The 26,972-nt window shown below is 73.2% G+C and carries 22 protein-coding genes and 1 pseudogene; 12 read left to right on the top strand and 11 right to left on the bottom strand.

The genetic code is table 11. From position 1 onward, the window contains the following. Positions 1-107 precede the first annotated feature (107 nt). Entirely contained in the window at positions 108-2,000 is a 1,893-nt protein-coding gene (locus ACFWI4_RS32090; protein WP_387203461.1) for an arabinofuranosidase catalytic domain-containing protein, read from the bottom strand. Between the two features lie 432 nt (positions 2,001-2,432). Here ACFWI4_RS32090 and ACFWI4_RS32085 point away from each other — a divergent pair, with 432 nt between their 5' ends. From ACFWI4_RS32085 to ACFWI4_RS32055, 7 genes are all read left to right on the top strand, one after another. Next, the gene (locus tag ACFWI4_RS32085) at positions 2,433-5,240 is read left to right on the top strand and encodes a phosphoenolpyruvate synthase (RefSeq protein ID WP_387203458.1); all 2,808 of its coding nucleotides are present in this window, start codon (positions 2,433-2,435) and stop codon (positions 5,238-5,240) included. Beyond that, the gene (locus tag ACFWI4_RS32080; protein WP_387203456.1) at positions 5,237-6,889 is read left to right on the top strand and encodes a hypothetical protein; all 1,653 of its coding nucleotides are present in this window, start codon (positions 5,237-5,239) and stop codon (positions 6,887-6,889) included. Before ACFWI4_RS32085 ends, ACFWI4_RS32080 begins: the two co-directional genes overlap by 4 nt. A gap of 53 nt (positions 6,890-6,942) precedes the next feature. Then, positions 6,943-8,109 (top strand): SDR family oxidoreductase, encoded by a 1,167-nt coding sequence (locus ACFWI4_RS32075; protein WP_387203454.1) that lies wholly within the window; start codon positions 6,943-6,945, stop codon positions 8,107-8,109. Continuing rightward, on the top strand, positions 8,106-9,050 hold the full coding sequence (locus ACFWI4_RS32070; protein WP_387203451.1) for a nucleoside-diphosphate kinase: 945 nt from the start codon (positions 8,106-8,108) through the stop codon (positions 9,048-9,050). Before ACFWI4_RS32075 ends, ACFWI4_RS32070 begins: the two co-directional genes overlap by 4 nt. Positions 9,051-9,061: 11 nt before the next feature. Then, on the top strand, positions 9,062-10,039 hold the full coding sequence (locus ACFWI4_RS32065) for a ScbA/BarX family gamma-butyrolactone biosynthesis protein (RefSeq protein WP_387203448.1): 978 nt from the start codon (positions 9,062-9,064) through the stop codon (positions 10,037-10,039). Between the two features lie 202 nt (positions 10,040-10,241). Then, on the top strand, positions 10,242-11,147 hold the full coding sequence (locus ACFWI4_RS32060; RefSeq protein ID WP_387203445.1) for a hypothetical protein: 906 nt from the start codon (positions 10,242-10,244) through the stop codon (positions 11,145-11,147). Continuing rightward, a complete protein-coding gene (locus tag ACFWI4_RS32055; protein WP_387203442.1) occupies positions 11,144-11,797 on the top strand; it encodes a nitroreductase family protein in 654 nt (217 codons plus the stop codon). The genes ACFWI4_RS32060 and ACFWI4_RS32055 overlap by 4 nt, the downstream gene beginning before the upstream one ends. A gap of 21 nt (positions 11,798-11,818) precedes the next feature. Here ACFWI4_RS32055 and ACFWI4_RS32050 read toward each other — a convergent pair whose 3' ends face one another. After that, positions 11,819-12,559 (bottom strand): DUF4142 domain-containing protein, encoded by a 741-nt coding sequence (locus ACFWI4_RS32050; RefSeq protein ID WP_387203439.1) that lies wholly within the window; start codon positions 12,557-12,559, stop codon positions 11,819-11,821. A gap of 226 nt (positions 12,560-12,785) precedes the next feature. Here ACFWI4_RS32050 and ACFWI4_RS32045 point away from each other — a divergent pair, with 226 nt between their 5' ends. From ACFWI4_RS32045 to ACFWI4_RS32035, 3 genes are read left to right on the top strand one after another with little or no spacing between them, the layout of a single operon-like run. Next, entirely contained in the window at positions 12,786-13,448 is a 663-nt protein-coding gene (locus tag ACFWI4_RS32045) for a TetR/AcrR family transcriptional regulator (RefSeq protein ID WP_387203436.1), read from the top strand. Further along, on the top strand, positions 13,445-14,812 hold the full coding sequence (locus ACFWI4_RS32040) for an MFS transporter (protein ID WP_387203433.1): 1,368 nt from the start codon (positions 13,445-13,447) through the stop codon (positions 14,810-14,812). Before ACFWI4_RS32045 ends, ACFWI4_RS32040 begins: the two co-directional genes overlap by 4 nt. Next, entirely contained in the window at positions 14,809-16,305 is a 1,497-nt protein-coding gene (locus ACFWI4_RS32035) for a pyridoxal phosphate-dependent decarboxylase family protein (RefSeq protein WP_387203431.1), read from the top strand. Before ACFWI4_RS32040 ends, ACFWI4_RS32035 begins: the two co-directional genes overlap by 4 nt. A gap of 36 nt (positions 16,306-16,341) precedes the next feature. On the opposite strand, the gene ACFWI4_RS32030 is transcribed toward ACFWI4_RS32035, so the two are convergent. The 7 genes and pseudogenes from ACFWI4_RS32030 to ACFWI4_RS32000 form a co-directional block, all read right to left on the bottom strand. After that, positions 16,342-16,992: a vitamin K epoxide reductase family protein gene (locus ACFWI4_RS32030; RefSeq protein WP_387203428.1), complete on the bottom strand. Its 651-nt coding sequence runs from the start codon at positions 16,990-16,992 to the stop codon at positions 16,342-16,344. A 155-nt stretch (positions 16,993-17,147) separates the two neighbouring features. Then, positions 17,148-17,561, bottom strand: a complete 414-nt coding sequence (locus tag ACFWI4_RS32025; protein WP_385393188.1) for a pyridoxamine 5'-phosphate oxidase family protein — start codon at positions 17,559-17,561, stop codon at positions 17,148-17,150. A 132-nt stretch (positions 17,562-17,693) separates the two neighbouring features. Next, positions 17,694-18,128, bottom strand: a pseudogene (locus ACFWI4_RS32020) (GNAT family N-acetyltransferase); the annotation flags it as partial. A 10-nt stretch (positions 18,129-18,138) separates the two neighbouring features. Beyond that, on the bottom strand, positions 18,139-19,554 hold the full coding sequence (locus ACFWI4_RS32015; protein ID WP_387203425.1) for an FAD-dependent oxidoreductase: 1,416 nt from the start codon (positions 19,552-19,554) through the stop codon (positions 18,139-18,141). A 14-nt stretch (positions 19,555-19,568) separates the two neighbouring features. Further along, a complete protein-coding gene (locus ACFWI4_RS32010; protein WP_387203422.1) occupies positions 19,569-20,747 on the bottom strand; it encodes an MAB_1171c family putative transporter in 1,179 nt (392 codons plus the stop codon). A gap of 64 nt (positions 20,748-20,811) precedes the next feature. After that, on the bottom strand, positions 20,812-22,026 hold the full coding sequence (locus tag ACFWI4_RS32005; protein ID WP_387203419.1) for an MAB_1171c family putative transporter: 1,215 nt from the start codon (positions 22,024-22,026) through the stop codon (positions 20,812-20,814). Next, positions 22,023-22,547 (bottom strand): toxin, encoded by a 525-nt coding sequence (locus ACFWI4_RS32000; protein ID WP_387203417.1) that lies wholly within the window; start codon positions 22,545-22,547, stop codon positions 22,023-22,025. The genes ACFWI4_RS32005 and ACFWI4_RS32000 overlap by 4 nt, the downstream gene beginning before the upstream one ends. Positions 22,548-22,945: 398 nt before the next feature. Here ACFWI4_RS32000 and ACFWI4_RS31995 point away from each other — a divergent pair, with 398 nt between their 5' ends. Then, complete coding sequence (locus ACFWI4_RS31995) at positions 22,946-23,761, top strand: DUF427 domain-containing protein (protein ID WP_387203414.1); 816 nt, start codon at positions 22,946-22,948, stop codon at positions 23,759-23,761. 16 nt (positions 23,762-23,777) lie between these two features. Here the strand turns inward: ACFWI4_RS31995 and ACFWI4_RS31990 are convergent, their stop codons facing one another. Continuing rightward, a complete protein-coding gene (locus ACFWI4_RS31990; protein WP_387203412.1) occupies positions 23,778-25,358 on the bottom strand; it encodes an alpha/beta fold hydrolase in 1,581 nt (526 codons plus the stop codon). A gap of 98 nt (positions 25,359-25,456) precedes the next feature. Here ACFWI4_RS31990 and ACFWI4_RS31985 point away from each other — a divergent pair, with 98 nt between their 5' ends. Then, positions 25,457-26,371: a MerR family transcriptional regulator gene (locus ACFWI4_RS31985; protein ID WP_387203409.1), complete on the top strand. Its 915-nt coding sequence runs from the start codon at positions 25,457-25,459 to the stop codon at positions 26,369-26,371. A gap of 42 nt (positions 26,372-26,413) precedes the next feature. Here ACFWI4_RS31985 and ACFWI4_RS31980 read toward each other — a convergent pair whose 3' ends face one another. Continuing rightward, the gene (locus tag ACFWI4_RS31980; RefSeq protein WP_387203406.1) at positions 26,414-26,971 is read right to left on the bottom strand and encodes a pyridoxamine 5'-phosphate oxidase family protein; all 558 of its coding nucleotides are present in this window, start codon (positions 26,969-26,971) and stop codon (positions 26,414-26,416) included. Position 26,972: the final 1 nt, after the last annotated feature.

Below are 26,972 nucleotides of genomic sequence, written 5' to 3'. Positions count from 1 at the left end.
CCGCGAGCCACTTCGTGTGCTGGGGGGGGTGGAGGGCCCGTGCCGCGTAGAGGGCGCGGCCGCGGTGGAGGCCGGGGCGGGCGGGGGCGAGGGGTGGTGGGGCGGGGTCAGCCCAGGGCGAACTTCTGCGCGGCGGCTCCGTTGCAGTCCCAGATCTGGAGCCGGGTGCCGTTGGCCGTGGCACCGTCGGGGGAGTCCAGGCAGCGGCCCGACTGCGGGTTGAGCAGTGAGCCGTCGGCCTGCTGCTGCCAGACCTGGCCGCCTGCCGTCCCGCAGTCCCACAGCTGGACCTGGGTGCCGTTGGCGGTGCCGTTGCCGATGATGTCGAGGCAGCGGCCCAGCGTGTGCAGCCGGCCGTCCGAGCTGTGGAACCAGTGCTGGTCGACCGCGTACGACTGGCAGCTCCAGAGCTGGACGGCGGTCGCGTTGGAGCCGTTGTCGTCACCGGCCACATCGGCGCAGGTGCCCCCGGGACCGGCGATCGGTGCGCCCGCGTTGACCGAGAACCGCTGGGCGGCCGACCCGTTGCAGTCCCAGATCCGCAGGCGCGTGCCGTTGGCCGTGGCGCCGTTGGGGGAGTCGAGGCAGCGGCCCGACTGCGGGTTGAACAGCGAACCGTCGGCGCGCTGCACCCACTTCTGGCCGCCGACTCCGTCGCAGTCCCACAGTTCGACGTTGGTGCCGTTGGCCGTGCCGTTGCCGATGATGTCCAGGCAGCGGCCGATGGTGCCGAGCGATCCGTCGGCGCGGTGCGTCCAGAACTGGTCCTCGGCGTACGACTGGCAGTTCCACAGCTGTACGGCGGTGCCGTTCACCCCGGTGTCGTCCGCGGCGACGTCCACGCACTGGCCGCCGGGGCCGCCGATGGTGCCCTGCGGTCCGTTGGGGACGCTGGTCTGGCCCGCGTAGCCGACGGAGACGATGTTCGCCTGGACGGCGTTCTCGGCCGCGTCGGTGGGGTAGCCCGCGACCATGACGCCCTCGAAGAACGTGCCCATGTTCCAGTTGCTGTTGTCACCGCCCGTGCCCAGGATGATCCCGCCCTCCTGCTGCATCGGCCGGTAGCCGCCCCGTGTCGGCAGTCCGCCGTCCCACCAGGTCGTCAGGCCTCCCGACTGGGCGTTGCCTCCCTTCAGCGCGTACGTGGTCTGCCCGTTGTTCTTGAGGACGGCCGTCACGTACGTGCTGCTGTTGCCCTTGTTGGCGGTGTTGGAGCCGTTGTCGCCCTGGAACATGCCGTTCTCCATGTCGGCCTCGATCCAGGGACCCGAGCCGCTGCACGGAGCGAAGTAGCAGGTGGTCGCGATGGACACGGCGTCCATGTGACCGTTGCCGGTGTCGGCGGGGGTGGACTCGGCGTTGCCGTAGTCGAAGCAGCAGGAGGAGCCCACATGGGTGCCGCTGGCGACCATGTAGGCGCCTTCCGGCTGGCCGTTGACCGCGACGCCGGACGCGGCGCCGTGCGAGCGGTAGCCGACTCCGGGCGAGATCCAGATCCCGTACACCTTGTGGCCGCCCGCCGTGACGGACAGTTCACTCGCGTCCGCGCCCCGGTCGGCACCCATCCCGGCCGTGCCCGCGGGCCCGGGGAACAGGTCGTTGTGGCGGGACGTCTGGTCGTACACCTTCGAGATGCTGCACGTGGTGTTGGCGCAGAAGCCGTCCTGCTGCGCCGCGTTCGCGTACCCGCCGGCCGTCAGCAGTCCGATGTCGGCGCTCGCTCCGTCGGAGACGCGGGTGACCTGGTACAGCGGGCCGTTGTACGCCGAGAAGAGTGCGCGGGTCGTGCTGTGGGCGGCGACGCACGGGGTGCCCGCGCCGGCGTAGATGTCGCAGGGCTGGGACGCCGCGGCCTGGGCGACGCCGGGCATGCCGACCAGGAAGGTCACGAGGAGTCCGAGGGCCGCGGCGACGGACAGCAGGGCGCGGCGGAGCCGGGCCGCGGGCCCGGCCGCGGAGGAGGGCGCGAGACAGGGGAGAGCGGATCTTCTTCTGCGCATGTGTGCTCCCAAGGTGGAGGTTGGAGCTACAACTCGCCCTCGGAAGAGCCGAGTTCAGGCTTCCTGGCGACTGAGTCGGAAGTTACAAGCGCTGGTCGATTGCGTCAATATTTGTTGCTTTCCTTTCTGCTCGAACCCTTCCCGCTGTCCGAACGTGTGGCTTTGTGGCCGCCGGTGGTCCCCGTGGACGCCCCCTCGGCCCCGGCCGCGGCGCCCCGGTGCTCCGCAGGGGGCGGGTCGACCCGAATCGGCCGGATCGTCCCGTTCCCCGCCGTGGGGCCGGTGTTCCTCCTGCGCAGCGGCACAAGCCCGGAGTTTGAAAATCCGACGACGACCGAAAAGCGCCTACCGGGGCCCGGGGGAGTTTTTTCGACCGGCCCTGCTGTGCAACATTCGAGCGAGGTCGAGCAACAGCCTCGGAGGGGAAACGCATTGTCGCCCACCACGGGATCCGAACGCCGGTCCCTGCACGTCCTCACACCGTCGAGCGACGAATCCCTTGTCACCGAATGGGCCGGTGGAAAAGGGAAGAACCTGTACACGCTGACCGCGTCCGGATTTCAAGTACCGCGCTGGTCGGTCATCGGCCTGGACGTATTCGCCGAATTCAGCCGCGGTGCCGGACTCGACGCGCACCTGAGACGGCTGCTCGCCGACGACTGGGAGCCGAAGGCGGGCCGGATCGCCGCCGAGATCGCCGAACTGATCGAGGCCGCGCCGCTCGACGACCGTCTCACCGACGCCATCGGACTGGCCTACGGGCTGGCCGGCGGGGGAGCCGTCGCCGTCCGGTCGTCCGGCGCCCAGGAGGACGGGCCGCACCACTCCTTCGCCGGGCAGTTCGACAGCTTCCTCAACGTGCGCGGCCTCGACGAGGTCGTGGCCCACGTCCGCCGCTGCTGGGCCTCCGCGTTCTGCGAACGCTCCCTGCGCTACCGCGCCCGGCGCCGGCTCGCGATCGACACCGGCGGTGTCGCCGTCATCGTGCAGCGCATGGTGGCCGCCGAGCTCAGCGGTGTGCTGTTCACCGCCGACCCGGCGAGCGGACGCACCGACCGGCAGGTCGTCAGCGCCGTCCACGGACTGGGGGAGGGGCTGGTCTCGGGCGCCGTCGACGCCGACACCGTCGTCCTGGACGCCGTCACCGGCGAGCCGCTGACCACGGTGATCGGTGAGAAGCGGGAGCGCTACGACGCCGGACCGGGACCCGGCTGCCGGGTGTCGCCCGTCACCGAAGGGGACCGCGCCGAACTGTCCCTGACCGCCGGCCGGCTGGCCCGGCTGCACGCGGCGGGCACCCGGGTCGCCGCCTGCTACGGCATCCCCCAGGACATCGAGTGGGCCATCGCCGAGGACGGGCTGTGGATCCTCCAGAGCCGTCCGGTCACGGCCCTCGCCCAGCCCCCGGGCCCCGCCCCCGAGCCGGGGCTGGACCTGCGGATCTGGGACAACTCCAACATCATCGAGAGCTTCAGCGGGGTCGTGTCCCCGCTCACGTACAGCTTCGCCGCCGACACCTACGCCAAGGTGTACGACAGCTACGCCCGCGCCCTCGGGGTCCGCGGGAAGGCGCTGCGCGAGGTGCAGGAGTGGACCCCGCACCTGCTCGGCTACGTCCACGGGCGGGTCTACTACAACCTGCTCCACTGGTACCGCATGGTGCGGCTCGCCCCGCTGTACCCGCTCAACCGGCGCGTTCTGGAGAAATCCCTCGGCGTCGCCGAGAGCATTTCCGATGAACTCGCCGACACGCTCCATCCGTTCACTCCGCGGACCGGACCGCGCGGCCAGGTGTCCCGACTGGCGCGTACGGTCATCTTCGCCACGAGATTCCTCACCATCCGAAAATCGGTGAACACGTTTCATCGAGATTTCTATCGTGCGTACGCGGTATTCAACAATGTCGACTACGACGCGCTGCCGGGTGACGAGACCTACCGCCGATTCCGCCGGCTGCAACGGGAACTCATCGAGAAATGGGGTCCGATGCAGACCCTCGACGCGACGATCCTGCTCTCCGTGGGACTGCTGGCCCTGCTCACCCGCAAGTGGCTGCCGGAGGCCCCCGAGTGGTTCACCTGGGCGGCGGCGGCCCCCGGCCGCGCCGTCGAGTCCGTGGAACCGGTGTGGGCGCTGCGCGAGCTGGCCGCCCTGGCGCGCGCCGACACCGAGGTGGCGGCCCTGCTGGAACGCACCCCCGACTCCGGGGCCCGCCAGGCGCTTCAGGACGCCGGTCACGTCCGTTTCCTGCGCGCCGTCGACGCGTACATCGCCGACTACGGCTACCGCAGCCCCGACGAACTCAAGCTGGAGGTCCCCGACCTGCACGAGAGCCCGGAGGGCGTCTTCGCACTGCTGCGCGAGGCACTGCGGGACACCGAGGCCAGGGACACCGGCAGCGACGGTGGCGAGGGAGGCACCGGCGGCAGTGGCGCGGCGGACCGCGGCGGCGACGCCGACGCCTACCTCGACGCGCATCTGAGCCGGCCGCGCCGCCTGGTCTACGAGCGGGTCCGCGGCAAGGCCCGCACCGCGCTCACCGACCGGGAACGGCTCCGGTTCTGCCGCACCCGCGCCTTCGGAGCGGCCAAACGCATGCTGCGCGCCCTGGGCCGCGATCTGGCCCGCGCCGGTGCCCTCGACGCCTGGGACGACGTCTTCTTCCTGCGCCTGGAGGAGATCCGCGGCGCCTACGAGGGCATGATCGCCCACACCGAACTGCGGGACCTGGTCGTCCTGCGGCGCGGGCGACAGACCGCCGACAGCGCACTGCACGCCCCCTCCCGCTTCACCACCCACGGCGCGCCCTACTGGTCCGGCAACCTCGAACGGGCCGGCTGGAGCGGCGGACCGGCCGCCCCCGGTGGCGCCCGCGAACTCACCGGCGTCCCCTGCTGCCCCGGAGTCGCCGAAGGTCCCGCCGTCGTCACCGACACCCCGCGCGACATCGGCGGCGGCGTCCTGCTCACCTACCGCACCGACCCCGGCTGGGTCACCGCCCTGTCCTCGGCCGCCGCCCTGGTCATCGAACGTGGCAGCCCGCTGACCCATGTGGCCGTCGTGGCACGGGAGTTGGGTATCCCGACGGTGGTTCAGGTCAAGGGCGCCACGACCGAGATCCGCACCGGCGCCAGGCTGCGGGTGGACGGCGCCGCCGGGACGGTCACCGTGCTCGCCGACGCGCCCGGCGACGCCCCCGCCGCGGCTCCGGACAGCCCCCGAACGGAGACACACCAGTGATCCTCACCGAGGAGCGGCTCCAGGACCTGCTCGACAAGTCCCTCGCCGGACTCCCGTCCGGCACCGAGTGGGCCGTGACCCTGGAGGGCTCCATAGCGGAGGGGTTCGGCAACCCCTCCTCCGACATCGACTTCCTCCTCGTCGGCCGCGACGGCGACGACCTGCCGACCATGCCGACGCTGCTGTTCGTGGACGGCCGACGGGTCGAGCTCCGCACCCGGTCGGTGCATCAACTCGCCGAGCAGCTGAGGGCGGTGGAACGGGAGGCCGGACGGCCGGGCCGGCTCTCCGAGGACCTCCTGAACCGCTGCCAGCGGGTCCTGCACAGCCACCCGCTGCGCGGCCACGCCCTCGTCGAGGAGGTCAAGGCGCTGCTGCCCGTGGAGCGGTTCCGCCGGATCACCGCGGACTGGTGGGCGCACCGGGCCCGGCAGTCCCTGCGCCACGCGACCGCCCTCCTGTGCCTCGGCGAGAGCGACGAGGCGGCCGACTGGACCGGCGCCGCGCTCGTGCAGAGCGTCAAGTCCTGGGCGGCGGGCCTCGGCGAGACCTATCTCGAACCCAAGTGGCTGTCCATGCAGCTCGACCGGGCGGGGCGGACGGACGTGCGCGACCGCTTCTGGGCGCTGGAATCGGCCGCCGTCCCGCCCGGCGACGCGGCGGCCGCCCGCGCCCGTCTGACCGACTGCCTCGACTTCGCCGAGGAGCTCGGACTGACCGACGTCCCCCGGCGGCCCGAACGCCTCACGGTGGCCCGCGTGCCGCGGGTGACCACCTGGCAGACCGGCGAACGTGTCCACGTGGTCCGCGACGGGCGCGACGTGTTCGCGCTCGGGGAAGACGCCGCGAGCGTGTGGCGCTCCCTCGTCCTGGGCCGGTCCCTGCCCCGTGTCCTGGCCGACGGCGCCGCCACCGGCGTCACGGATCCCGGCCCGCTGCTCGCCGCCTTCCTGCGCTACGGACTGGTCCGGCTCGCCTGGAAGGGCGGCGGAACCGTCACGCCCGCACTGCCCCTCGCCGCCCCGCCCGGCCCGGTCACCCCGCCGCCCTCCGCCGAGCAGCCCCTGCTGTCGGTGCGCGGCGCGGCCGTCACCGGGTCCCGCGCCGTCGATCTGCTGCCCCTGCCCGCCGACCGGTTCGCCGCCTCCGCCATGGCCCTGGTGTGGTCCAACGTGGTCGTCGAGAACGCCGTCGAGGACCTGACCGGAGCGCTGCAACGGGGCCAGCGGCGCGTCGCCGAACTCACGGCGCGCCGCGCCGTGCACGCGGCGCTGCGCGGTCTGTTCAGCGCCCACGGTGTCAACCCGCTGCCGGCCGACACCGATCTCGTACGCCGGATGGACCTGCTGCCCGCCGCCTCCGGGCCGATCGGCGTGGGCGCCCGCGAACTCCTGGGGCGGAGCGTGGAGTCGGCGCGGGACGGCGACGCCCTGCGCGCGGAACTGCGCCGCTTCATCGCCCTGGTGCGCGCGGCCGTGGGCGCCGACTCCTTCCCGCTCTCCTTCGAGTCCGCGTCCACCTGGCGGGCGACGCTGCGACTCGGCCACGACTGGCTGCGTCTGGGCGCCCACCTCGGCGCGGAGCTGCCCATCGAGGAGGCCCGCGATCTGCTGACCGCCAACGGGGCCCAGCCCCATCAGGCCCCGTGACGGCGCCGGGCCCCCGAGCATCCCGTCCGACGTTCCCCACGGAGGATCCACCGATGTCCGAAGACTCCCGGCCGCCGACACCTCACCCCGGCCGACAGGCCTCCGCCCCGAAGCACGGGGACATGACGCCCTCCGACCCGATGACCGTGCTGCTGACCGGGGCGAGCGGCTTCGTGGGCGCCGAGGTCGCCGCCCGGCTCACCGCCGCAGGACACCGCGTACTGGCCGTGCTGCACCGCAACGGCGACCTGGTCCGCAACAACGGCAGAAAACTCACCGCCGCTCCGGGCACGCTCACCCGGATCACCGGCGACATCACCCGCCCCGGCCTCGGCCTCGACGCCGACGGCCGGCGCCTCGCCGCCGGAGCCGACCGGATCGTGCACTGCGCCGCCGTCACCGACTTCGGCCTGGCACCGGGCCGCTACGAGCGCGTCAACGTCCTGGGCACCCGGCACGTCCTGGGCGTCGCCCTGGCGGACCGTACGCCCCTGGTGCACGTCAGCACCGCCTACGTGTGCGGAGAACGCGACGGCATCGCGTACGAGGACGAACTCGACCTCGGCCAGCGCCCCGGCAACGACTACGAGAAGAGCAAGCTGGCCGCCGAGACGCTGGTCCGCAAGGCGGCGGCGGACGGGCTGCCGGTGGCCGTGGTCCGCCCGAGCATCGTCACCGGCGCCGCACGCACCGGCCGGGTCCGCGACCTCAAGACCATCTACCCCGTGCTCCGGGTGCTGACCCGGGGCCTGGTCCGCACGGTGCCCGGCCACCCGGACGCCGTCCTCGACCTGGTCCCCGTCGACCGGGTCGCCGACCTGGTGGCCGAGGCCGCCACCCGGTTCCACGACGCCGAGGGCCGCACCCTGCACGCCGTCGGCCACCAGCTGACCCTGCGGGACATGTCCGACGTCCTCGCCGAGTACCCGTCGCTCCACGTGCCCCGGTTCGTCCCGCCGTCCGCCTTCTCCGCCCAGGGCCTGCCCGGCCGCGAACGCCCGTACTACGACCGTGTCGTGTCCCTGTACGCCCCCTACTTCCGGCGCCGTGTCCGCTTCGCCGCCCCGCACGCCGAGGCCTTCGGCCACCGTCCGCCCACGACGGGCGCCCGTTCCTATCTGCGCCGCCTCCTCGACCACTGCCTCGCGACCGGCTACCTCGGCCCGCCCCCGCGCGAGGAAACGTCCGCCGCCCGACCCGACGGGAGCACCCAGCGATGACCCCCGCCCACCCGGCCGACCCCTCCTACGGCATACCCGTCTCCCCCCTGCTCACCTGCCACCCCGACAAGCAGCGGCTCTACGGCGCCGACACCTACTACCAGGAGAGCCACGGCCAGCTCGCCGAACTCACCGGCGACATCACCGGCTTCGCCCACCGGCACGCGCTGCTGCTGCTCAAGCCCGACGCCGTCGTGGCCCGCAGACTCGACGCGGCCGCCGACTGGCTGGCCCGACAGGGCTTCCGGATCGTCGGCGCGGCCGTCACCCGGCTGACCCGCACCATGATCCGCTCCCTGTGGTACTTCCAGTGGAACCTCGCCACCCCCTACCGCAGACGGCTCGCCGCCCTCTTCCTGGAGGACGCCGACGCCCTGGTCCTGCTCGTCCGCCCCGTGCACGACCTGGACGTGCCCGCCTCCGTCGAACTGACCCGGCTGAAGGGACCCACCGACCCGGACGCCCGCCGCCCGGGTCAGCTGCGCCATCTCCTGGGCCGCTACAGCTACTTGCTGAACCTGGTCCACACCCCTGACGAACCGGCCGACGTCCTGCGGGAGTTGGCCGTCCACTTCGACGACGGTGAGCGCGACCGGCTCTTCGGCTCCGCCCTCGCCGACGAGGACCGCCGTACGCACGCCCGGGAACTGACCGGCCGGCTGTACGCCGCCACCGAACCCAGGGACCTCGACTTCGCCCCCGCCCTCGCGCGCCTGCGCGACACCGTGGCCCGGCACCCGGGCGCCCGCCCCGAGGCCGGGCCGCGCACGCTGCTGGAGACCGCCTGGCGCCACGGGATCGACCTCGACCCCTGGGACACCGTCATCGTCGGCTCGAAGGTGCTGCCCATGCGCGAGCCGGGCCGGGCACCCGTGCTGGACGGAGCCGACGCCGACACCTGGCGCCGCCATCTGGACACCGTCCGCGCCACCGCGAACTGAGGGGGCGCGCCATGCAGTTCACCCGGACACTCCCCAAGGAACTGGTGCACAGGTCCGCCCCCGCGGAGGTCTTCCTGACCGACGCCGAGCGCCGGGGCGAGGACGAGATCCTGCTGGCCGCCCGCTTTCCCCGCCAACACGCCTTCTACGACGACACCTTGGGACCTCGGACCCACCACGACCCGTTCCTGCTCCTGGAGGCGTGCAGGCAGGGCATCTTCGTGGTCGCCCACCGCCACCTCGGCGTCCGGCTCGGGCACAAGTTCCTGCTCAGGGCCGTGGAGTTCGAGGTGCCCGACCCGGCCGCCCTGGCCCGGGGCGACGGGCCCACCGAGGCGGTCATCACCACCCGGATCGAGCAGCGGTTCCGCACCCGGGCCGGAGTGCGGGGCCTCGGGCTCCGCTTCGCCCTCGTCATCGGCGCCCGCGAGGCGCTGCTGGCCCGCATCGACTACTCCTGGATGCCGCCCGACGACTGGACGCGGCTGCGGGCCCGGCAGCGCGACGCGCTCGGCCTGCCCGCCGTGCCCGTCGCCCTGCGCGGACAACGCGTCGATCCCGCGCTCGTCGGCAGACGGGCGGCGGCCAACACGGTCATCTCCCCGCCGCGCGCGACGGACGACGGCGCCCACACGGCACGCCTGTTCGCCGAGACCACGCACCCCACCCTCTACGACCACTGGGTGGACCATGTGCCCGGCATGCTGGAGCTCGAAGGCTTCCGCCAACTCGCCCTGCGGGCCTCGGTGTCCGCCGGAGCCGTGCGCACCTCCAGCCCGCTGCCGGTCGCCCTGGCCGCGCGGTTCCGCCGGTTCGCCGAGATGGACCTGCCGCTGGAGTGCCGGACCACGCCGGCCGTGGCGGGTGCCGACATCGAGTGCACCCTCCGCCAGCCCGGCGCCCTGGCCGCCGAGGCCCGGATCAGACTCGCCGACACCTGCCGCCCGACGCGAGCCGCCCGGGCCGCACCACCGGCCGGGCAGCCGTGACCTTCGGGCTGCCGTGACCTCCCGGCTGCCATGAGCGCAGGGGTGCCGCGACCGTGGAGATGCCTGGACCGTAGAGACGCCGAGACCGCAGGGACGCCGAAACCGCAGGGACGCCGAGACCGCAGGGACGCCGAGACCGCAGGGACGCCGAGACCGCAGAGACGCCATGACCGCACGGGGACGCCATGACCGGAGGGACGCCATGACCACCACCGCCGTCGCAGCCCCGCACCTGCCCGCAAGACTGGGCCGTTTCGTGCTGCGCAGGTGCCCGCCGCAACTCTACGTCTCCTACGGGCTGCTGTGGGTCCTCGCCCTGGAGGGCTCCGCGGTGACCCTCACCGGTGCGGCCTGGCGACCCTCGGGCACCACCGCGGTCCGGGTCGTCAGTGTCGTACTGACACTGCTGTTCCTGCGGATGCTGGACGAGCAGAAGGACCTCGACCACGACCGTGTCCACCACCCCGACCGGCCGCTCGTCACCGGGGAGATCACCGGGGCCGAACTGCGCGGCGCGATGGCGGCGATCACCGCGGTGGTCGCCGGACTGAACGCGGCCCTCTCGGCGACCGCGGCCCTGCTGATCCTCGCGGTCCTCGGCTACGGGCTGCTGCTCGCCCCGCTGGAACGGCTGGCCCCCGCGGTACGCGACCGGCCCCTGCTCGGCCTGGCGGTCGCCGGCCCCGTCCAACTCCTGCTCGGCGGCTACGTCTACGGGTCGCTCGTCGCCGCCGGGACCGTGAGCGCGGACCGGCGCGGTGCGGTGCTGCTCGTCCTGTGCGCCTGTGTCTTCCTGCACCTGGAGTTCGCGCGCAAGACCGCCTGGGGGACATCACCGGGTGCCGGGCTGTACTCGTCCGTTCTCGGCCCGCGAGGGGCGGCCGGTGTGACCGTGGGCCTGGCGGCCGGAGCGGTCGCCTGCGAAACGCTGCTGTTCGCGCCGAGGGGCCCGCTCGCCCTGCTTCCCTGCCTCGCGGTCCTGTTCCCCGTCCACGGAGCCCGGCGGTTCCTGGCCGAGGGACGCGGGGCGTGGCCGATGTCCACGGCGGTCGCCTTCGTCGCCGTCACCCACCTCGCGCTGACCGTCCGGGCGATGCTGCTGCCGTGAGCGACGAACTCTCCCTCTCCTGCGTGGAGTTGCTGACCAGTACCCGGTCCGTGCGGTACGGGCTCGATCTGGACCGGGCCGTGGACCCCACCGTCGTCGAGCGGTGTCTGCGGATCGCCCTTCAGGCGCCCAACGGCAACAACCGGCAGAACTGGCGCTGGATCGTGCTCACCGACCCCCGGGTCCGCGCGGACGTCGCCGAGGTCTACCGCGCCGCGTTCTACGAGCGCAACACCGCCGCGCTCGACCGGCCGGCGGAACCGTCCGACGCCTCCCGCCCGGTCCTCGCGGCCGCCCGTGCCCTGGCCGACCGGATGCACCGGGTTCCCGTCCTCGTCATCCCCTGTCTCGAAGTGCCCGGCGGACGGCTGCCCACGGGCAACCAGGCCGGTCTGTGGGGGTCGTTGCTGCCGGCCGCCTGGAGCTATGCGCTGGCCGCCCGCAGCCAGGGACTCGTCACGGCCTGGACGGCCGTCCACCTGGACCGCGAGCGGGAGGTGGCCGAGCTCCTCGGCCTGCCGCCGACGGTCCGCCAGGGCGCCCTGCTGCCGACCGCGCACCCGCTGCGCACCACGTTCCGTCCGGGCCCGCGGCTGCCCCTGGAGAAGGTCCTGCACCACAACACCTGGCAGGGCACCCGGCAGGCCTGAGGCCGCCGGAGGCCCACCCGGTCAGCCGACCGTGGGGCTGGGCGTCGGGGTGTCGGTGTGGATGTTCAGGTCGGGGCGAGGGGTGAGGACCACCGTCGGGGCGCCCGGCTGCGGCGGAGGCGGCGTGAGCTGGTCCTTGGGAAGGGTGGGCGGCGCGCTCTGCGCGGCGTTGACCTGGTTGAAGTCGATGTCGCCGGTCTTCTCCATCATCGTGATGTGGTCGAGGACCGTGTCGTTGGCGAGGTCCGCGAGCTCCCGTACGAGCGAATTGTTCGTGGTGGCGCGGACCTTGGCGATCACGGAGAAGATGGAGCCGTGCGTGATGCGCAGGATGTTGGCGGCGGTCGTGTCGAACGCCTTGCCGTTCTGCGCGACGGAGGTGGCGATGAACTGCTGCTGCTGCGGGGACGCCTGGTTGGGCAGGGTGATGTTCAGCTGGGCGGCGACCTTGCGGTCCAGCTCGTCCAGGCGGGCGTGACCCACGATCAGGTGCTTGCCCGCCTCCCGCATCGCCGGCGTCGAGCCCTTCTTCAGGGCGATCTCGCCCAGCGGGTACTCCCACAGCCCGGCCGCGCGGACCTTGACGACGAAGTCGCGGTCCGCCTCGGTGAGCGGACCCCACTGGGTCTCGGAGATGACACGGGTCTGGGCGCTGGCCGTGGTCTGGTAGCCCAGCATGGTCGGGTACACCAGCGCGGCCAGGGTCAGGGTCACCGCGCCGCCCACGAAGACCGTTCCTGCCAAGTTGCGTGAGATGGGCATGGTGCCTCCCGACGTATTGATCAGATTTCACAGGGGGTACGGACGGCGCGGCCCCATTGATCATTTTGCTGGGTAAAATCTGCCTTCTCCTCTGTGTTCTGCGTCACAGTCGACGCACAGGTGAGGTGAGAGGGCCCGGCCGTGCCGAGAAGCGTCCGGCGCGACCCGCGAAAATGCCTCCATCAATCGATTGATCGACGGCCTTCGGGCGCATACCCTCCTCGCCATGTCCGACTCGCCACCCGTCCCGCCGGCACCCGCCCCGCCACCGGCCGACGCCAGCCGCGAACGCATCATCGCGGCCGCCACCACGCTCTTCGCCGACCACGGCTACGACGGCACGAGCACCCGGCGGATCGCCGCCGAGGCCGGGCTGAACATGGCCACCGTCGCCTACCACGTCGGCGGCAAGCCCGACCTCTACCGCGAGGTCATGCTCCGCGCCCACCTCGCCGAACAGCGGGTCCTGACCGACGCGCTGGCCACGTTCCGGGACCTCGCGCCCACCGATCCGGTCGCGGCCGTCACCGGCCTCGTCGACCGGTACCTCGACTTCTGCCTCGACCAGCCGCACATCCCGGCCCTGTGGATGCGCCGCTGGCTCTCGGACGCCGCCGAGTTCGCCGACCTGGAGGCCGCCTACGCGCGGCCGCTCATCGACGCGGTCCGCGACACCGTGCGCGCGGTCGTCCCGGCCTCCCCGCGGGCGGGCACCGCCGCGCCCGCCGACGTCGAGATGACCGTCTGGACGGTGCTCTGGAGCACCCACGGCTTCTGCCGCTCCGGCATCCGCGCCGAGGTCCCCCGCTTCCGCGCCCATCTGCGTGCCCTCGTCCTGCGCGACCTCGGGCTCGCCGCCCCGGAACCGCGTGAACGGGAGCACGGATGACCACCGCCGTCGTCCCCCCGGCCTCCGTCGGCGAACTCACCCGCCGCCGACTGTTCGTCTACGGCCTCGGCTCCGTCGGCACCGGCGTCTTCTCCACCGTCCCCGGCCTCCTGCTGCTCTACTTCATGACCGACGCGCTCGGCGTTCCCGCCGGAATCGCCGGACTCGTGGTGGCCCTGCCCAAGGCATGGGACGCCGTGTTCAACCCGCTGGTCGGAGCCGCGAGCGACCGGGAGGCCGTGCGCACCGGCCACCGCACCCGGCTGCTCGTCGCCGGCGGGCTCGCCCTGCCCGCCGCGTTCGCGGCGATGTTCCTGTCCCCGATGACCGGCACGGGCGCCGCGGTGTGGGTGACGGTCACCTTCGTCCTGGCCGCGAGCGCCTTCTCCCTGTTCCAGGTGCCCTACGTCGCCCTGCCCGCCGAGATGTCGGCCGTACCCTCGGTCCGCACCCGGATCATGGTCTGGCGGATCGTCTTCCTGACCCTGGGCATCCTCGTCGCGGGCGGCGCGGCCCCCCTCGTCGTCGGCCTCGCGGGCGGAGGCCGCCAGGGGTACGGAACGATGGGGCTCAGTGTCGGCCTCGTCATCGCGGTGGTCCTGCTGATCCCCGCGTTCGGCACCCGCTGGGTGCGCTCACGGCCCGGGCCCGAACCCCTCGGACTGGTCGCGGCCTTCCGCACCGCACGCGGCAACCGCTCCTTCTTCGCGCTGCTGCTCTCCTTCGTGCTCCAGGCCGCCGCCGTCGCGATCATGCTCGCCGCCGCCCCGTACGTGGCCACCTACCGCCTCGGCGGCTACGGCCTGACCTCGATGCTCTTCGTCTGCCTGGTCGCGCCCAGCGCCGTCGCCGTCCCGCTGTGGGCCAGGGCCGCCGGACGCTGGGGACGCCTGCGCTGCCTCACCGTCGCGACCTGGGGCTACGCGCTCGGCGCGGTGGCCCTGTTCGGAGCGGCCGGCTCGGGCAGTGGCACCACGGCGGTCGCCCTGACGCTCGTGCTCTGCGGGCTCCTCGGCGTCTGCTACGCGGCCCTCCAGGTCCTGCCGCTCGCCCTGCTGCCCGACACGGTCCACGCCGACACGGCACGGACCGGCCAGGTCCAGTCCGGCGCCTTCACCGGACTGTGGACGGCCGGCGAGACCATCGGCCTCGCGGCCGGACCCGGCGCCTACTCGATCGCCCTGGCCGCCACCGGCTTCGTCTCCTCCACCCTGGACCACCCGGTCGCCCAGACCGCGACCGCGCGCACCGGCATCCTCCTCGGCTTCAGCCTCGTACCCGCCCTGCTCATGCTCCTGTCCCTGCCCGCGCTGCGCGCCTACGGCCGCCGCCGCGCCGTGCGAGAAACGGAAACCACCCGATGACGACCCCCGAGCCGACCACCCTTGCGGCCGCCCACCCCGGCCTGCCCGAGACCGGCCGCTCCGGCGCCGACCTCCTCGCCGAACTCGCCGTCCTCACCGCCGCGGACCTGCCCACCCGGGGCGGGAACACCACCGCCTACGTCTACGACAGCGGCCGTCCCGAAGTGCGCGAGGCCGCCGAACGCGCCTATCTGACGATGATGGAGGTCAACGGCCTCGACCCGACCGCGTTCCCCAGCATCGTCACGCTCGAACGCCAGGTCGTCGGCGCCACCGCCACCCGCCTCGGCGGTGACGACACCACCCCGGGCATCTTCACCAGCGGCGGAACCGAGTCGATCATCCTGGCGGTGAAGGCCGCACGGGACGCCCGCCCGGACGTCCTCGCCCCGGAGATCGTCGTCCCCGTCACCGCCCACGCCGCCTTCCACAAGGCTGGCAGCTATCTGCGGGTCACCGTGCGCACCGCACCCGTCGACCCCGCGACCTACCGGGCCGACCCGGCCGCGATGGCCGAACTCTGCAACGAGAACACGGTCCTCGTCGTCGCCTCCGCGCCGTCCTACGCGCACGGCGTCATCGACCCCGTCGCGGAGATAGCCGCCGACGCGGCCGCCCGCGGGATCCCCTGCCACGTCGACGCCTGCGTCGGAGGCTGGCTGCTGCCCTGGCTCGCCGAGGCCGGAGCGCCCGTCCCGGCCTTCGACCTCTCCGTCCCCGGCGTCACCTCCCTCTCCTGCGACCTGCACAAGTTCGGCTACGCCCCCAAGGGCGCCTCCGTCCTGCTGTTCCGTGACGAGGCCCTGCGCCTCGACGCCTACTACGCCTGCGCCACCTGGCCCGGCTACAGCGTCGTCAACTCCACGATCCAGAGCAGCAAGGGAGCAGGACCGCTCGCCGGGGCGTGGGCCACGCTCCAGGCCCTCGGCGCCGACGGCTACCGCGAACTGGGCCGCGCCGCCCTGTCCGCGACCCGCACCCTGATCAGCGGTGTGGAGCGGATCGACGGCCTCACCGTCCTCGGCACCCCCGAGGCCACCCTCGTGGCCATCGGCACCGACCCGGCGGACGAGACCCCGCTCGACCTGTTCGCCCTCGCCGACGAGACCCGCGCCCGCGGCTTCTTCCTCCAGCCCCAGCTCAGCCTCGACGGCCTCCCGGCCAACCTGCACCTGACCCTCACCGGGGTCAGCGAGCGGGGCGTCGAGGAGCTCCTCGCCGTGCTGCGCGAGTGCGTCGAGGTCGTCCGCCCGCTCGGGCCCCCGACGCCGCCCGCGGACATCGTCGACCTGCTCACGCAGGTGGACCTGACCGAGCTGGACAACGCGTCCTTCGCGGCCCTGCTCCCGGCCGCGGGCGTCGACCTGAGCGGCGAGGACGCGGCCCGGATGGCCCCGGTGAACCGTCTGCTGGACGCCCTCCCCGCGGCGACCCGCGAGATCATCGTCACCCGTTTCCTGTCCGCGCTCTACAGCCCCTACCTGGGCGGCTGACGGCGGTTTCCCCGGTGGGGGCGCCCCCACCGGCGCTCACAGCAGACCGCTCCAGTAGGGCCAGAACCGGGTCAGGACGAGCAGGGCGATCACTCCGTACCAGGCGCCGAGCAGCATCCAGTGCGTCTCCCGGACGACCACCAGGACGCGGTGCGGCGCGGGCAGGACGCCCCGTTCCAGGCAGTGGACCGTGACGTACCAGAACAGCGCGATCGTGGAGAGCCAGACGCAGGCGCAGTAGGGGCAGATCTTGTCGAGCTCGTAGAGCGACTGCACGATCAGCCAGTGGACGAACACCACCCCGGCCAGGGCTCCGGTCTCCAGGGCGAGCCAGAGACCGCGGCTCAGCCGGGACCCGGTGAGGACGGCGACGCCCAGGGCGGCCACGACCGCGAAGGCGGCCAGCCCCAGGAGCATGTTGGGGAAGCCGAACACACTGCCCTGCGCGCTGGACATCACGCTGCCGCAGCTGACGACCGGACTGATGTCGCACGGCGGCTGATAGGCGGGATCCCGGAGCAGCCGCCAGCCGTCCACCGCCAGCTGGAACGAGGCGATCCAGCCGGCCGCCCCCGCGAGGAGCATCACCAGACCGGTCCGCCGGCCGGCGCCCGTCCCGCGGCCGAAGTCCCCCGGCCGGTTCTCGCCGGGCGCCGCCGGCCGTCGTACGTGCTGATCGTTCTCCATGATCGTGACGCTAGGCGGGGCCGACCCCGGCGCACCTGGTCCGGCGGTCCCCGGCGGGCGGCCGTCCGGCCCCTTCCACGCACCCTCGTCCGGGGCCGAACGGCCCTCGGCCCGCACGCCGGTCCGCACCGGTGGGGCCTCTGCGGATCAGCGCGTCACGCGTGGCCCCGGAGGTCGCGTCCGGTGACCATCTCCGATTCGATCCTCACGAACACCGGCCTGCTCAACGGCATCCAGGACGCCGGGCCGACCTGCGACAGCCGTTCGTGTTCGGCCGGGTCCCTCACCACGTCGGCCCGTCCGGTGACGACCACGCTCCAGCCCGACCGGCTCTCGACGTCGAACTCGTCCGCCTCGAACGCGACCACGACGCCGTCGATCGCGCGGGCCAGCTCCGAGTCCGACGAGGTGCGCAGCAGCACGGAGTCGTCCGTGTCCAGGCAGAAGTTGACCGGAAGGACGGCGGGCAGCGCCTGCCGCGTGTACACCACGCGGCCGACCGGGGCCTTCGCCAGAAGGCGGAGGCACTCCTGCCGGTCGAGCTGGTGAAATGTGTCTTCCTGGGACATCCGGCCATCGTCCCTCCCGCGCGCCGGGGCCGAATAGGGCCGGTCGGCCCTACTGGTGCAGAGCCGAAGGGCCCACCCCGTGCCGCACGGCACCCGGCCCCGTTCCCGTCGGCCGGGTTCGCTCGTCGGCCGCGGCTCGCGGACCATGAACACGTCCACCGCGTCCTCCGACTCGACCGAGAACCCGTACCGCTCGTACAGCCGCCGTGCCGGACTGCCCTGGAGCACGTCCAGCCGGACCCGCACCCCGTCGCGGTCGCACCGCTCCAGCAGGGTGCGCAGCACGTCCGAGCCGATTCCGCGCCCCTGGAGCCCGGGGGCCAGATAGAAGTGCTCGAACCACCGGGCGTCCTCCGCGGGCCGCAGCGCCACGGACCCGGCGAACGTGCCGCCGACCTCGATCACCCAGGTGTGGGACGGGTCGAACGCGTCCCGCAGCCTCCGGCGCACCCGGTCCGGGTCGTAGCGCCCGAGCCGCTCCAGATCCGGCCGCATCACCACGGCACGCAGCTCGACGACCGCTTCGAGGTCCCGGAGCGACGCCGGACGAAGATCCCAGTCGGCCACGACGATCACCCTATCGCCCGAGTGCCTCGCCGGCGGAGGTGGTGTCCAGGGCGTCGAGGAGCTCGCGTTCCCGAGGGGTGAGCGGGGGTTCGGAGAGCGGGGGCAGCGAGGGCCCGCCGATCGCCGCGAGGACCGTCGAGGGGCGCAGCAGCCGGGCGGGGCCGGCCCGGAGCCCGGTCACGTCCCACAGGGCGGAGGCGGCCACGTAGGAGCCTGTCGCCGCCTTGGTGAGGCGGCGCGTGTAGCGGCCGGCGACGCGGTCGACGGCCCTGCGCCTGCCGCCGCGGACCTCCGGATACATCGAGTCCTGGCTGACCGCGATGCTCCACGCCGTCTCGACGACCGCGGCCGCGGCACGCTGGACCTTCCGGCTCAGGCCCGGTGTGCCCGGGTGCGCCTGGGCCAGGTGCCTGCCGAGGACCTGGGCGCCCAGCGCGGCCACCGCCATGCCCTGTCCGTAGGCGGGGTTGAGCGTGGCGAGCGCGTCGCCGAGGACGACGAGCCCGTCCGGCCAGTCACGGACCCGCTCCAGATGGCGCCGGGAGTTGCTGGTGCTGTGGCTGACGAAGATGTCCGTGAGCGGTTCGGCCCCGGAGATGAGCCGGCCCACGATCGGGTGGGGCAGGTCGAGGGTGTAGAGGAGGAAGCCGTCGGGATCGGCCGGGGGTTCGCCGCCCCTGGTGCCGGCCAGGCTCACCATCCAGCGGCCGTCCTCGATCGGGACGATCAGCGCGCTGCGGCCGGGCCGGCCCAGATAGGGGTCGGCCTGCACCATCGTCAGCGGGAAGTCCTCGGCACCCGGCGGTGTGCGGTAGACGCGGGTGGCGTTCACGAGTCCGGTGTCGACCCGCGTCTCCTCGATCCCGGTGATGCCCAGGTCGGTCAGCCACGTGACGATCCGCGAACCGCGTCCGCTCGCGTCGACGACGAGGTCGGCGTCGAGCACCTCCTGCTGTTCGGGGCTGCCAGTACGGACGCCGTGGACCCGCCCGGCGTCACCGGTCAGTCCGAGCGCCTGGACGGTGCGGATCTCGACGTTGCCGGTGCACTCCACGACCGCCGTGCGCACGGCCCAGTCCAGCAGCGCCCGGCTGGAGGTGATCATGTGGTGGCTGTCGTGGCGCCAGCGGTGGAACCAGCCCTCCGGGGTCAGGGCCAGCATGCCCGAGCTGAGCGAGATCTCGTGGGCGCCGGCGGCGAGCAGACGCTCCCTGACACCGGCCTTCGGTATCAGCTCCTCCATGGCGTCCAGTCCGCCCGGCATCAGCAGGTGCGCGTGCCGCCCCTGGGGGAGTCCCCTGCGGTGCTCCGGCCCGTCGGGCAGTTCGTCGCGGTCGAGGACGACCACCTCGTCGACGGCCGGGGACAGTGCCGCCGCCGCCATGACACCGCCCAGTCCGGCTCCGATGACGACAGCTCTACTCATGGTGCTCCTTGATCTCAGTCATGGGACGCGGTCACCGATCCCCGACGGGCTGCGGCGACGACGGGCGATCGCCCCAGCGCCTGGGCGAGTTCGACCAGTCCCGTGGTGCCGACGGCGCCGGTGGCGTGCAGGCGGTACGTGCTGGGTTCCTTGACGGGGCGGTCCGCGGGCGCGGCCGCCTGCCGTGCGGCGTCGGCGAGCATGGCCGCCTCCGCTATCACGCGGGCCTGGCTGGGGGAGTTGCCCTCGTCCAGCGCCGTCGCCAGGGAGATCCGGCGCACCCGGTCGTCGAACAGCGGGGCCAGGGCGAGGAGCGCGTCGTGGATGGAGACCTCAAGCCACTGGAGCCGCGCGTAGGGGAGTTCCCACCAGGAGGGCGAGGGCTTCGGCGCGGTCGCCGCCCACTGCACCTCCGTCCACAGGGGTGTCAGCAGGCGGTAGTCGTTCAGGCTGCGCCAGTGGGTGATGGCCGGCGGCAGGAGCCGGGGGAGGGCGAAGCCGGCGGAGCAGAACAGCGCGCCGAGCGAGACCACGGGCGGTGCGACGTTCGTGGAGAGGAAGTCCAGGTCGTAGCCGCACCAGCGGGCCACCACAGCGGTGATCTTGGCGAACTCGAAGCCGGCGACGTCCAGCAGCAGGCCGACGAGGATGAGCCGGAGTCCCTTGCGGAGCGGGCCGGTCACCTCGCGTAGCCAGGTGAGGCACACGGCGCTCATCACCACGATGCAGGCGCCGTGACCGACCAGGTACAGCACGATCATCTCGCGCATGTACGGCGTGTTCGCGTAGTAGGTGTCGAGATCGCTGAGCCGCTCTGCGGGCGCGTCCGCCAGCGAGAACAGGACGACGATGGCGACGATCAGCAGGCCGAAGACGACGACGGCGCGACGGGTGCTGCGCCGGACCAGCTCGGGCGGGCCGCCCCTCCACTGGATCAGCAGAATGATCAGGGAGCAGCTGTACGCGGAGATCATGCCGTAGGTGAGCGGCGCGCCGAAGTTGGGAATGCCGGTCAGCCGGTTGACGGCGGCCAGGGTGACGGGCGCGGAGCACGTGAAGCACAGCGCGCCGATCGAGACCGCGGCGCAGGTCGACGCCGTCAGCGGATTGCGCAGGGCCGCGCGCGGCCGGCGGAACAGCAGCGCGGCCGATAACGCCAGCAGCAACGCGGCGAGGTACACGACAAGACTCATGGGCGGGAACTCCGTTCAGCGGCCCACGCGATCGACGATGGCGCCGGCGCCGTCGGCGGGTGACTCATACGGCACCCCTGGCGGTGGAACCGGGGCGCACGGAGGAGTCCGCGCGGGGGCCGGACACGGACAGCGCCTCGGCGATCCGTACGAGGGCGGAGGCGTCCGGTGCCGGGAACCGCGACCCCGCGCCGCCCGGCCTGCCCGCCCCCTGCGGACTCCCCGGCGCGCCCGGCGCACCGGGGACCGGATGTCCGCCGCGCTCCGTGCGCACGGCCGCGGCGATGACCGCCGCCCAGCCGGCGGCCTCGGCCCGCTCCCGGTCGCCGGTCGTGCGCAGGGTGGCCTCATGGACGTGGTCGTACAGCTCCGGGTCGAACAGGGCGTCGAGGTAGCCGAGGGCGTTGTGGATGCTGGTCTGGCGCCACATCAGCAGGGCGGCAGGCGAGGACGGCCGGGGGCGGGGCAGCCGGAGACTGCGGCGGGCCAGGACGCCGTCCAGCTCGCGTTCGAGGGGCGCCAGGCGTACGTACGCGCGCCAGGAGCCGAGCCAGGACGTCAGCCCGGGCCCGGCCCAGGGGATGAGGATGCCCGTGACGGTGAGTACGGCGCTGAGACCCGCCAGTCCCGGCGACACCTGGGTGCCGAGGGCCGACCAGTCGGACCCGCACCAGCGCGCGACGACCGCCGTGAGCTTGGTGACGCTGTACCCGGCGCCGACCACGGTGCCCGCCCCCATGGTCAGCAGCCCGGTGCGGAGCCGGCCGTGGACCGCGCGGGCCCAGCGCAGCGACCACAGCGCCGTGGTCACGACGGCCGTCAGATGGGCGAGCAGATACAGCACGATCATCTCGGCGATGAACGGCGTCAGCGCGTAGTAGGTGTCGAAGTCGGTGCGGCGCTCGACGGGCGCGTCCCCGAGGGCGAACAGCGCGGCGACGAGCACGAGCACCGCGCAGTAGCCGCCCATCAGGACGCGCGCGACCCTGCGGACGTCCGGTCCGCCCTTCCAGAAGACGATCAGGACGAGGGACATCGCGCTGTAGGCGGTGATGGCGGCGTAGGTGAGCGGGGCGGCGAGGTTCGGGATCCCGCTGACCCGGTTGACGGCTCCCACCGTGGGGGGCGCGCCGAGCACGAAGCACAGCCCGGCGAGCGCCATGACCGCGCAGACCGCGCGCAGGATGGGGTCGCGCCAGTGACGTACGAGATCGGGGGCCCGCACGGTCACACCGAGCCACAGCAGCCCGCAGCTGGCGTAGTTGATCAGACCGCTCATCTTCGCGTCCCGCGATAGTTCAGGGCGGCCCCTATACGGCTGGCCAGATCGTCGGAGCCGTCCGCCCCGGAGCCGGGGACGGAGGGGTCCGGCACCTCCGCCAGAGCCCGCAGGCGCCGTCCGAGCAGCATGCCGAAACGATCGGCCTCCTGCTCCGCCCGCAGGCTGAAGTCGGTGCGGGCGGCGGCCTGTTGGGCACCGGCGGAGGCGTTCAGACCGTGCGGCGGAGCCGCGTCTCCCTGGCTCATGTGCCACACCTCGTGACCGAGGATCACGATCTGGTGCCAGACGGCGGTGCGCTCCTCGACGATGATGTCGTCGTGGGTGTCGCGGTCCAGCCAGAGCCCCGTCGCGGTGTGCGGCGGGAACGCCGCCCGGTGCACGAGGACCTCGCGCCCGCGCCACTGGTTGACCGACGCGACGAGCGCGGCGAACAGCTCCTCGGGGTCCGCGGGAGGCCGCGCCCGGATGGGGTCGACGAGCGCGTCGGCGAGCCTGCGCATCTCCCTGTTCCTACGCACCGTTCCCCCCGCGCTCCTCTCCGGTTCCGGGTCGTACGAGGCTGTGGCCGACGCGCCCGAGGAGGATGCCGGGCGGTCGTTCTCACGGTGTCGCGGGCGGTACGTCACCAAGGCGCCTGCAGAGATGATGAGTTGACGTCCACGCGAGACTATCCGGCTCCGCCCGGCTTGTTAAGTTTTCCCTCATCTCCGGCAGCCGGAGACCGCGCGGGCCGCGAGGGGCGCCCGTCGCCCCCCCCGGCCCCGTTCGCGCTGGGACGCCTGGACCGAACCGTGTCAGGGTGGAAGGCGAAGCCCCTGCCGGTACCGGAGCCCGTACCGGTACCGGAGCAGGAGCTCGGCACCGAGCCAGCGCCGGAGCCGATGCCCGGCGTCAGCGATCGCAGGGAAGGCCGGTCATGACCACGTTCCGCACCGCCCGAGCCGTCCGTACCACCCCGGAGGGCCTCCTGTGGGAACCCAGCGCGCGCTGGGTGCGCGGCCGCCGCGGCGAGGTGACCGTCGTGGACAGCAGGCACCCCGTGCTCGTGTGGGAACCGGACGTACCGGTGCCGCTGTACGCCTTCCCGCGCGAGGACGTCCGTGAGGACCTGCTCCGCCCCGCGAGGAACCCCGCCACGGGCACGCACACCGGATCGCGGATCTTCTACGACCTCCAGCTGGACGGCGAGCCGCTGGAGAACGCGGCCTGGACGTTCGCCGCCCCCGACCTGGCCGGACACATCGCCTTCGAGTGGTTCGGACGCGTCGGCCGGGGCCTGGACCACTGGTACGAGGAGGAGGAAGAGATCTTCATCCACCCCCGCGACCCGCACAAACGCGTCGACGCCCTGGCGAGCAGCCGCCATGTCCGGGTCGACATCGACGGCACGCCCGTCGCCGACACAGTCCGCCCCGTCCTCCTCTTCGAAACGGGCCTGCCGACCCGGTACTACATCCCGCGCGAGGACGTCCGCCTGGACCTGTTCGTCCCCACCACCAACCACACCGGCTGCCCGTACAAGGGCACGGCCCGCTACTGGTCGTTGCGGGGCGACGCCCCCGTCCCGCCGAACGTCGTGTGGAGCTACCCGGACCCGCTGCCCGCGGTGGGCCCGATCAAGGACCTCCTGGCCTTCTACAACGAGGCCGTCGACATCACCGTGGACGGCGAACTCCAGGAGCGTCCCGTCACCCCGTTCAGCCAGGCACTGGAGCGCCGGCCACGGCGGTGACGGGACGGCCCCGCCATCAGGTCCGGAGGTGGCCGAGCACGGACCGCAGCGCGCGGTCCACGGCGTCGCGCGCCCCCTCGGAGCGGTCCGTCGTCTCGAAACCGTGACGGCCGCCCGGTACGTCGATCACCTCGACATCGGCGTCGCACTCCTTCGCCGCGGCCAGGAACGCCTCGACCGTCGCCGCGATCTCGGCGCGCTCCAGCTCCACGCGGGTCAGCACGAGGGGCAGGCGCTTCGCGCCCGGTACGGCGGCCGCCGGCCGGAACCGGGAGCCGACCTGGCTCCAGTTCGGCATCGGCGCGAGCACCGGGTAGGTCGCCGCGACACAGCGCAGCCACGGCGGGGGCGCCGCGAGCCAGTCCGCCGACAGGAGCCCGCCGGCGGAGAAGAACCACAGCGCCACGCGGTCCGCGTCGACCCGCGGATCGGCCCGTACGAGCTCGACCGCCTCGGCGACGTCCTCCGCGGCCCGCCCGTAGTCCGCGAGATCGTGCAGGCGGTGGTCCAGGGTGACACCGACCGCCCCGAGGCCCGCCACGGAACGCGCGTAGCCGACGAACCCCGGCCAGTCCCGTGGAGTGGGCCGCGCGTCGGGGTGAACCGGACCGCCGTGGACGAACACCACCGCCGGCCAAGGACCTTCGGACTCCGGGGGAACGGTAGGGCCGTCGCCGGGGAAGTGGAGATCGATCCGCCCGGTCCGTTCACGGCGCCGCTCCGGCACCTCCAGCAGGAACGGGCGCAGATGGCCGGGCGGTTCGCCGCCGGCGCCGGTCACACGGTGGCCCTCCCCGGCCGCGGCCCGGAGCAGGATCCCGGCCACCTCACCCGCGTGGGAGAGCATCGGCCAGTGCCCGGCGTCGAGTTCGAAGAACCTCACCCGCGGCTCGGTGAGCGCCTGGAGCCGGGGATCCCCCAGCCCCACCAGGCCCTCGACCATCGCGATGCTGGAGCCGTTGCCGGTGCACAGGACGCCGGTCGACGGCAGCGCGGAGACGGCTCCCGTCAGGCGCAACGGCTGGGTGAGCGTGCCCGCGGGCTGCGGGACGGCGTTCTCCGCCAGCCGCCTCAGGGCCGCCGCGTCCAACCCGGCCACGCTGCCCCAGCGCTGCCACTCCTCGGCCGTCGGCGCAGGGACCAGCCAGTCGTCCCCACCCGCCGCCTCGTCCGCCGTGGCCTCCGCGTCCGCCTCCGCATCCGCCTCCGCGTCGACGCGGTGCGACAGCCGGTCGCGTACCGCCTGGTCCGGCACCAACGTCAGCGCCCGGTCGCCGTGTCCGGGCATGCCCGCGTCCAAGTGGACGATCCGGGCGATCCGTTCGGGGCGCCGGTCGGCCGCACCGAGCACCGGATGGATGCCGTAGCAGTGCCCGACCAGGACGACCTCCGTCGCGTCCGTGCCGTCGATCACCCGCAATACGTCGCGGACGTGCGCCTCCAGGTCCGTGCCGGGGTCCGCCGGACGGCCCGGACCGCCCATGCCGGTGAGCGTCACCGGATACGCCGACGCCCCCGACTCCCGCAGCCGGGCGGCCACTTCCTCCCAGATCCAGCCGCCGGTGTGAGCACCCGCCACCAGGATGAACGCCGTCATCACTGCCTCCTCGTACGCCGTGGTCCACGGGGCCGCCCGTACCGGCGTCCCGCGCTCGCCGGTACCGTAGGAACTCCCCCTGAGGGAGGTTCAAGTCCGTGTCCCCCGACAGCATGTGGAGCATCGGAGAACTCGCCGAACGCGCGGGCGTCACCGTCAAGACCGTCCGCTTCTACTCCGACCGAGGGCTGCTGCCCGAGGCGGCCCGCAGCACCGGCGGCCACCGCCGCTACGGTCCCGACGCGCTCGACCGGCTCCATCTGATCCGTTCGCTGCGCACCCTCGACCTGCCGGTACCCGACGTGGAGCGGGTCCTCGACCGGGACGACACGCTGGAGGACGTCGTCGCGGGGCGGCTGCGGCAGATCGGCTCGCGGCTCACCGCCCTGCGCTGGCAGGAGGCGGCCCTGCGACTGCTCCAGGACTGCGGTCCCGAGGAACGCGCCGCCCGCCTGCGGCTGATCGGCGCCGTGTCCGTCCCGCCCAGCACCGCGCCGCTGGCGGGCTTCTGGCGACGCTGGCTGCCGCCGCGGCTCCCGGCCAGGCTCGCCTCCGCGATCGTCGAACACTCCGTGCCGCAGCTTCCCGAGAGCCCAACGCCCGCCCAGGTCCTGGCCTTCACCCGGCTGCACGCCTTCGTGACCGCGCCCTGCCCCGGCACGGGCAACGGCCAGCCCGCGGCACACCGGGCCGGCGGGGGCAGCCCGGCCGTGCTCTACGACGGACTCGTCGAGGCGTACGCGCTGGCGGCACCGCACCTGCGCGCCGGGCGGCCGCCACGGGCGGGCGAGGCCCTGGACTGCTTCGTCTCCGCCTACGCCCGCTCACGCGACACGCGGGACACCCCCGGCTTCCGGCGCGGGCTCGGCGGACAGCTGGCCGCCGACCCCAGGATCGACCGCTACTGGGATCTCACCGCCGAGGTCACCGCCTCCCCGGACCCGACCCCGGGCGTCACCCACGACTGGCTCCGCAGCGCCCTGGACGACCAGCTCGCGGGCACGGCCGGCTGACGGACACCGGGCCGGACCCGCGAGCCGGGGGACGCCCGTCGCTCAGAACGACCACCGGGTGTGGGTGTAGACGCCGTTGTCGCGGCCGAAGCCGTACGCCGTCGCGGGGGACACGGCGAACACCGTCGCCCGACCCGCGCGGATCGCGTCCCCGAGCCCGTGGAAGGTGCCCTCGGGCGAGGTGATGTGCGGTCCGTACTTCGCCTCGAACGCCGCGATCGCCACCTCCACCCGCTCCGGATCGGAGACGGGCTCCGCCTTGCCCTCGACGACCAGGTCGAGCCCTTCCGTGAGCGCGTTCCCTCCCGTGGTCAGCGCGCAGTGGCCGTCCCGGGCGAGGTTCCTGGCCTTCTGCTCGCCGGGACCGGTGGAGAAGTACAGCGCCCCGTCGCGCCAGACGGCGATCAGGGGAGTGACGTGCAGCCGTCCGTCGGGCCGGACGGTGGACAGCCAGAAGATCTCGGCGGCCTCCAGCTGCCCGCGCGCCTCGGCCCATTCGGTGGCCGTGACGTCCGTCGATCCCGGACGTGGATTGACTGCGGAGCTGTACCGGGCGTCGAGCTCGGCCGTGGGTTCTTTCGCGGTGTCCTGAGCCGCCATG

Origin of the sequence: Streptomyces sp. NPDC127038 (assembly GCF_042725875.1) — a bacterium.
In the GTDB taxonomy this organism is placed as follows: domain Bacteria; phylum Actinomycetota; class Actinomycetes; order Streptomycetales; family Streptomycetaceae; genus Streptomyces.
This window is presented reverse-complemented; position numbering and strand designations above follow the sequence as displayed.

Bases quoted from the DNA above. Each gene is read 5' to 3' on its own strand.
- ACFWI4_RS32090 (WP_387203461.1), bottom strand. From the start codon at position 2,000: ATGCGCAGAAGAAGATCCGCTCTCCCCTGTCTCGCGCCCTCCTCCGCG.
- ACFWI4_RS32075 (WP_387203454.1), top strand. From the start codon at position 6,943: ATGTCCGAAGACTCCCGGCCGCCGACACCTCACCCCGGCCGACAGGCC.
- ACFWI4_RS32070 (WP_387203451.1), top strand. From the start codon at position 8,106: ATGACCCCCGCCCACCCGGCCGACCCCTCCTACGGCATACCCGTCTCC.
- ACFWI4_RS32065 (WP_387203448.1), top strand. From the start codon at position 9,062: ATGCAGTTCACCCGGACACTCCCCAAGGAACTGGTGCACAGGTCCGCC.
- ACFWI4_RS32060 (WP_387203445.1), top strand. From the start codon at position 10,242: ATGACCACCACCGCCGTCGCAGCCCCGCACCTGCCCGCAAGACTGGGC.
- ACFWI4_RS32050 (WP_387203439.1), bottom strand. From the start codon at position 12,559: ATGCCCATCTCACGCAACTTGGCAGGAACGGTCTTCGTGGGCGGCGCG.
- ACFWI4_RS32045 (WP_387203436.1), top strand. From the start codon at position 12,786: ATGTCCGACTCGCCACCCGTCCCGCCGGCACCCGCCCCGCCACCGGCC.
- ACFWI4_RS32040 (WP_387203433.1), top strand. From the start codon at position 13,445: ATGACCACCGCCGTCGTCCCCCCGGCCTCCGTCGGCGAACTCACCCGC.
- ACFWI4_RS32035 (WP_387203431.1), top strand. From the start codon at position 14,809: ATGACGACCCCCGAGCCGACCACCCTTGCGGCCGCCCACCCCGGCCTG.
- ACFWI4_RS32030 (WP_387203428.1), bottom strand. From the start codon at position 16,992: ATGGAGAACGATCAGCACGTACGACGGCCGGCGGCGCCCGGCGAGAAC.
- ACFWI4_RS32025 (WP_385393188.1), bottom strand. From the start codon at position 17,561: ATGTCCCAGGAAGACACATTTCACCAGCTCGACCGGCAGGAGTGCCTC.
- ACFWI4_RS32015 (WP_387203425.1), bottom strand. From the start codon at position 19,554: ATGAGTAGAGCTGTCGTCATCGGAGCCGGACTGGGCGGTGTCATGGCG.
- ACFWI4_RS32010 (WP_387203422.1), bottom strand. From the start codon at position 20,747: ATGAGTCTTGTCGTGTACCTCGCCGCGTTGCTGCTGGCGTTATCGGCC.
- ACFWI4_RS32005 (WP_387203419.1), bottom strand. From the start codon at position 22,026: ATGAGCGGTCTGATCAACTACGCCAGCTGCGGGCTGCTGTGGCTCGGT.
- ACFWI4_RS31995 (WP_387203414.1), top strand. From the start codon at position 22,946: ATGACCACGTTCCGCACCGCCCGAGCCGTCCGTACCACCCCGGAGGGC.
- ACFWI4_RS31990 (WP_387203412.1), bottom strand. From the start codon at position 25,358: ATGACGGCGTTCATCCTGGTGGCGGGTGCTCACACCGGCGGCTGGATC.
- ACFWI4_RS31980 (WP_387203406.1), bottom strand. From the start codon at position 26,971: ATGGCGGCTCAGGACACCGCGAAAGAACCCACGGCCGAGCTCGACGCC.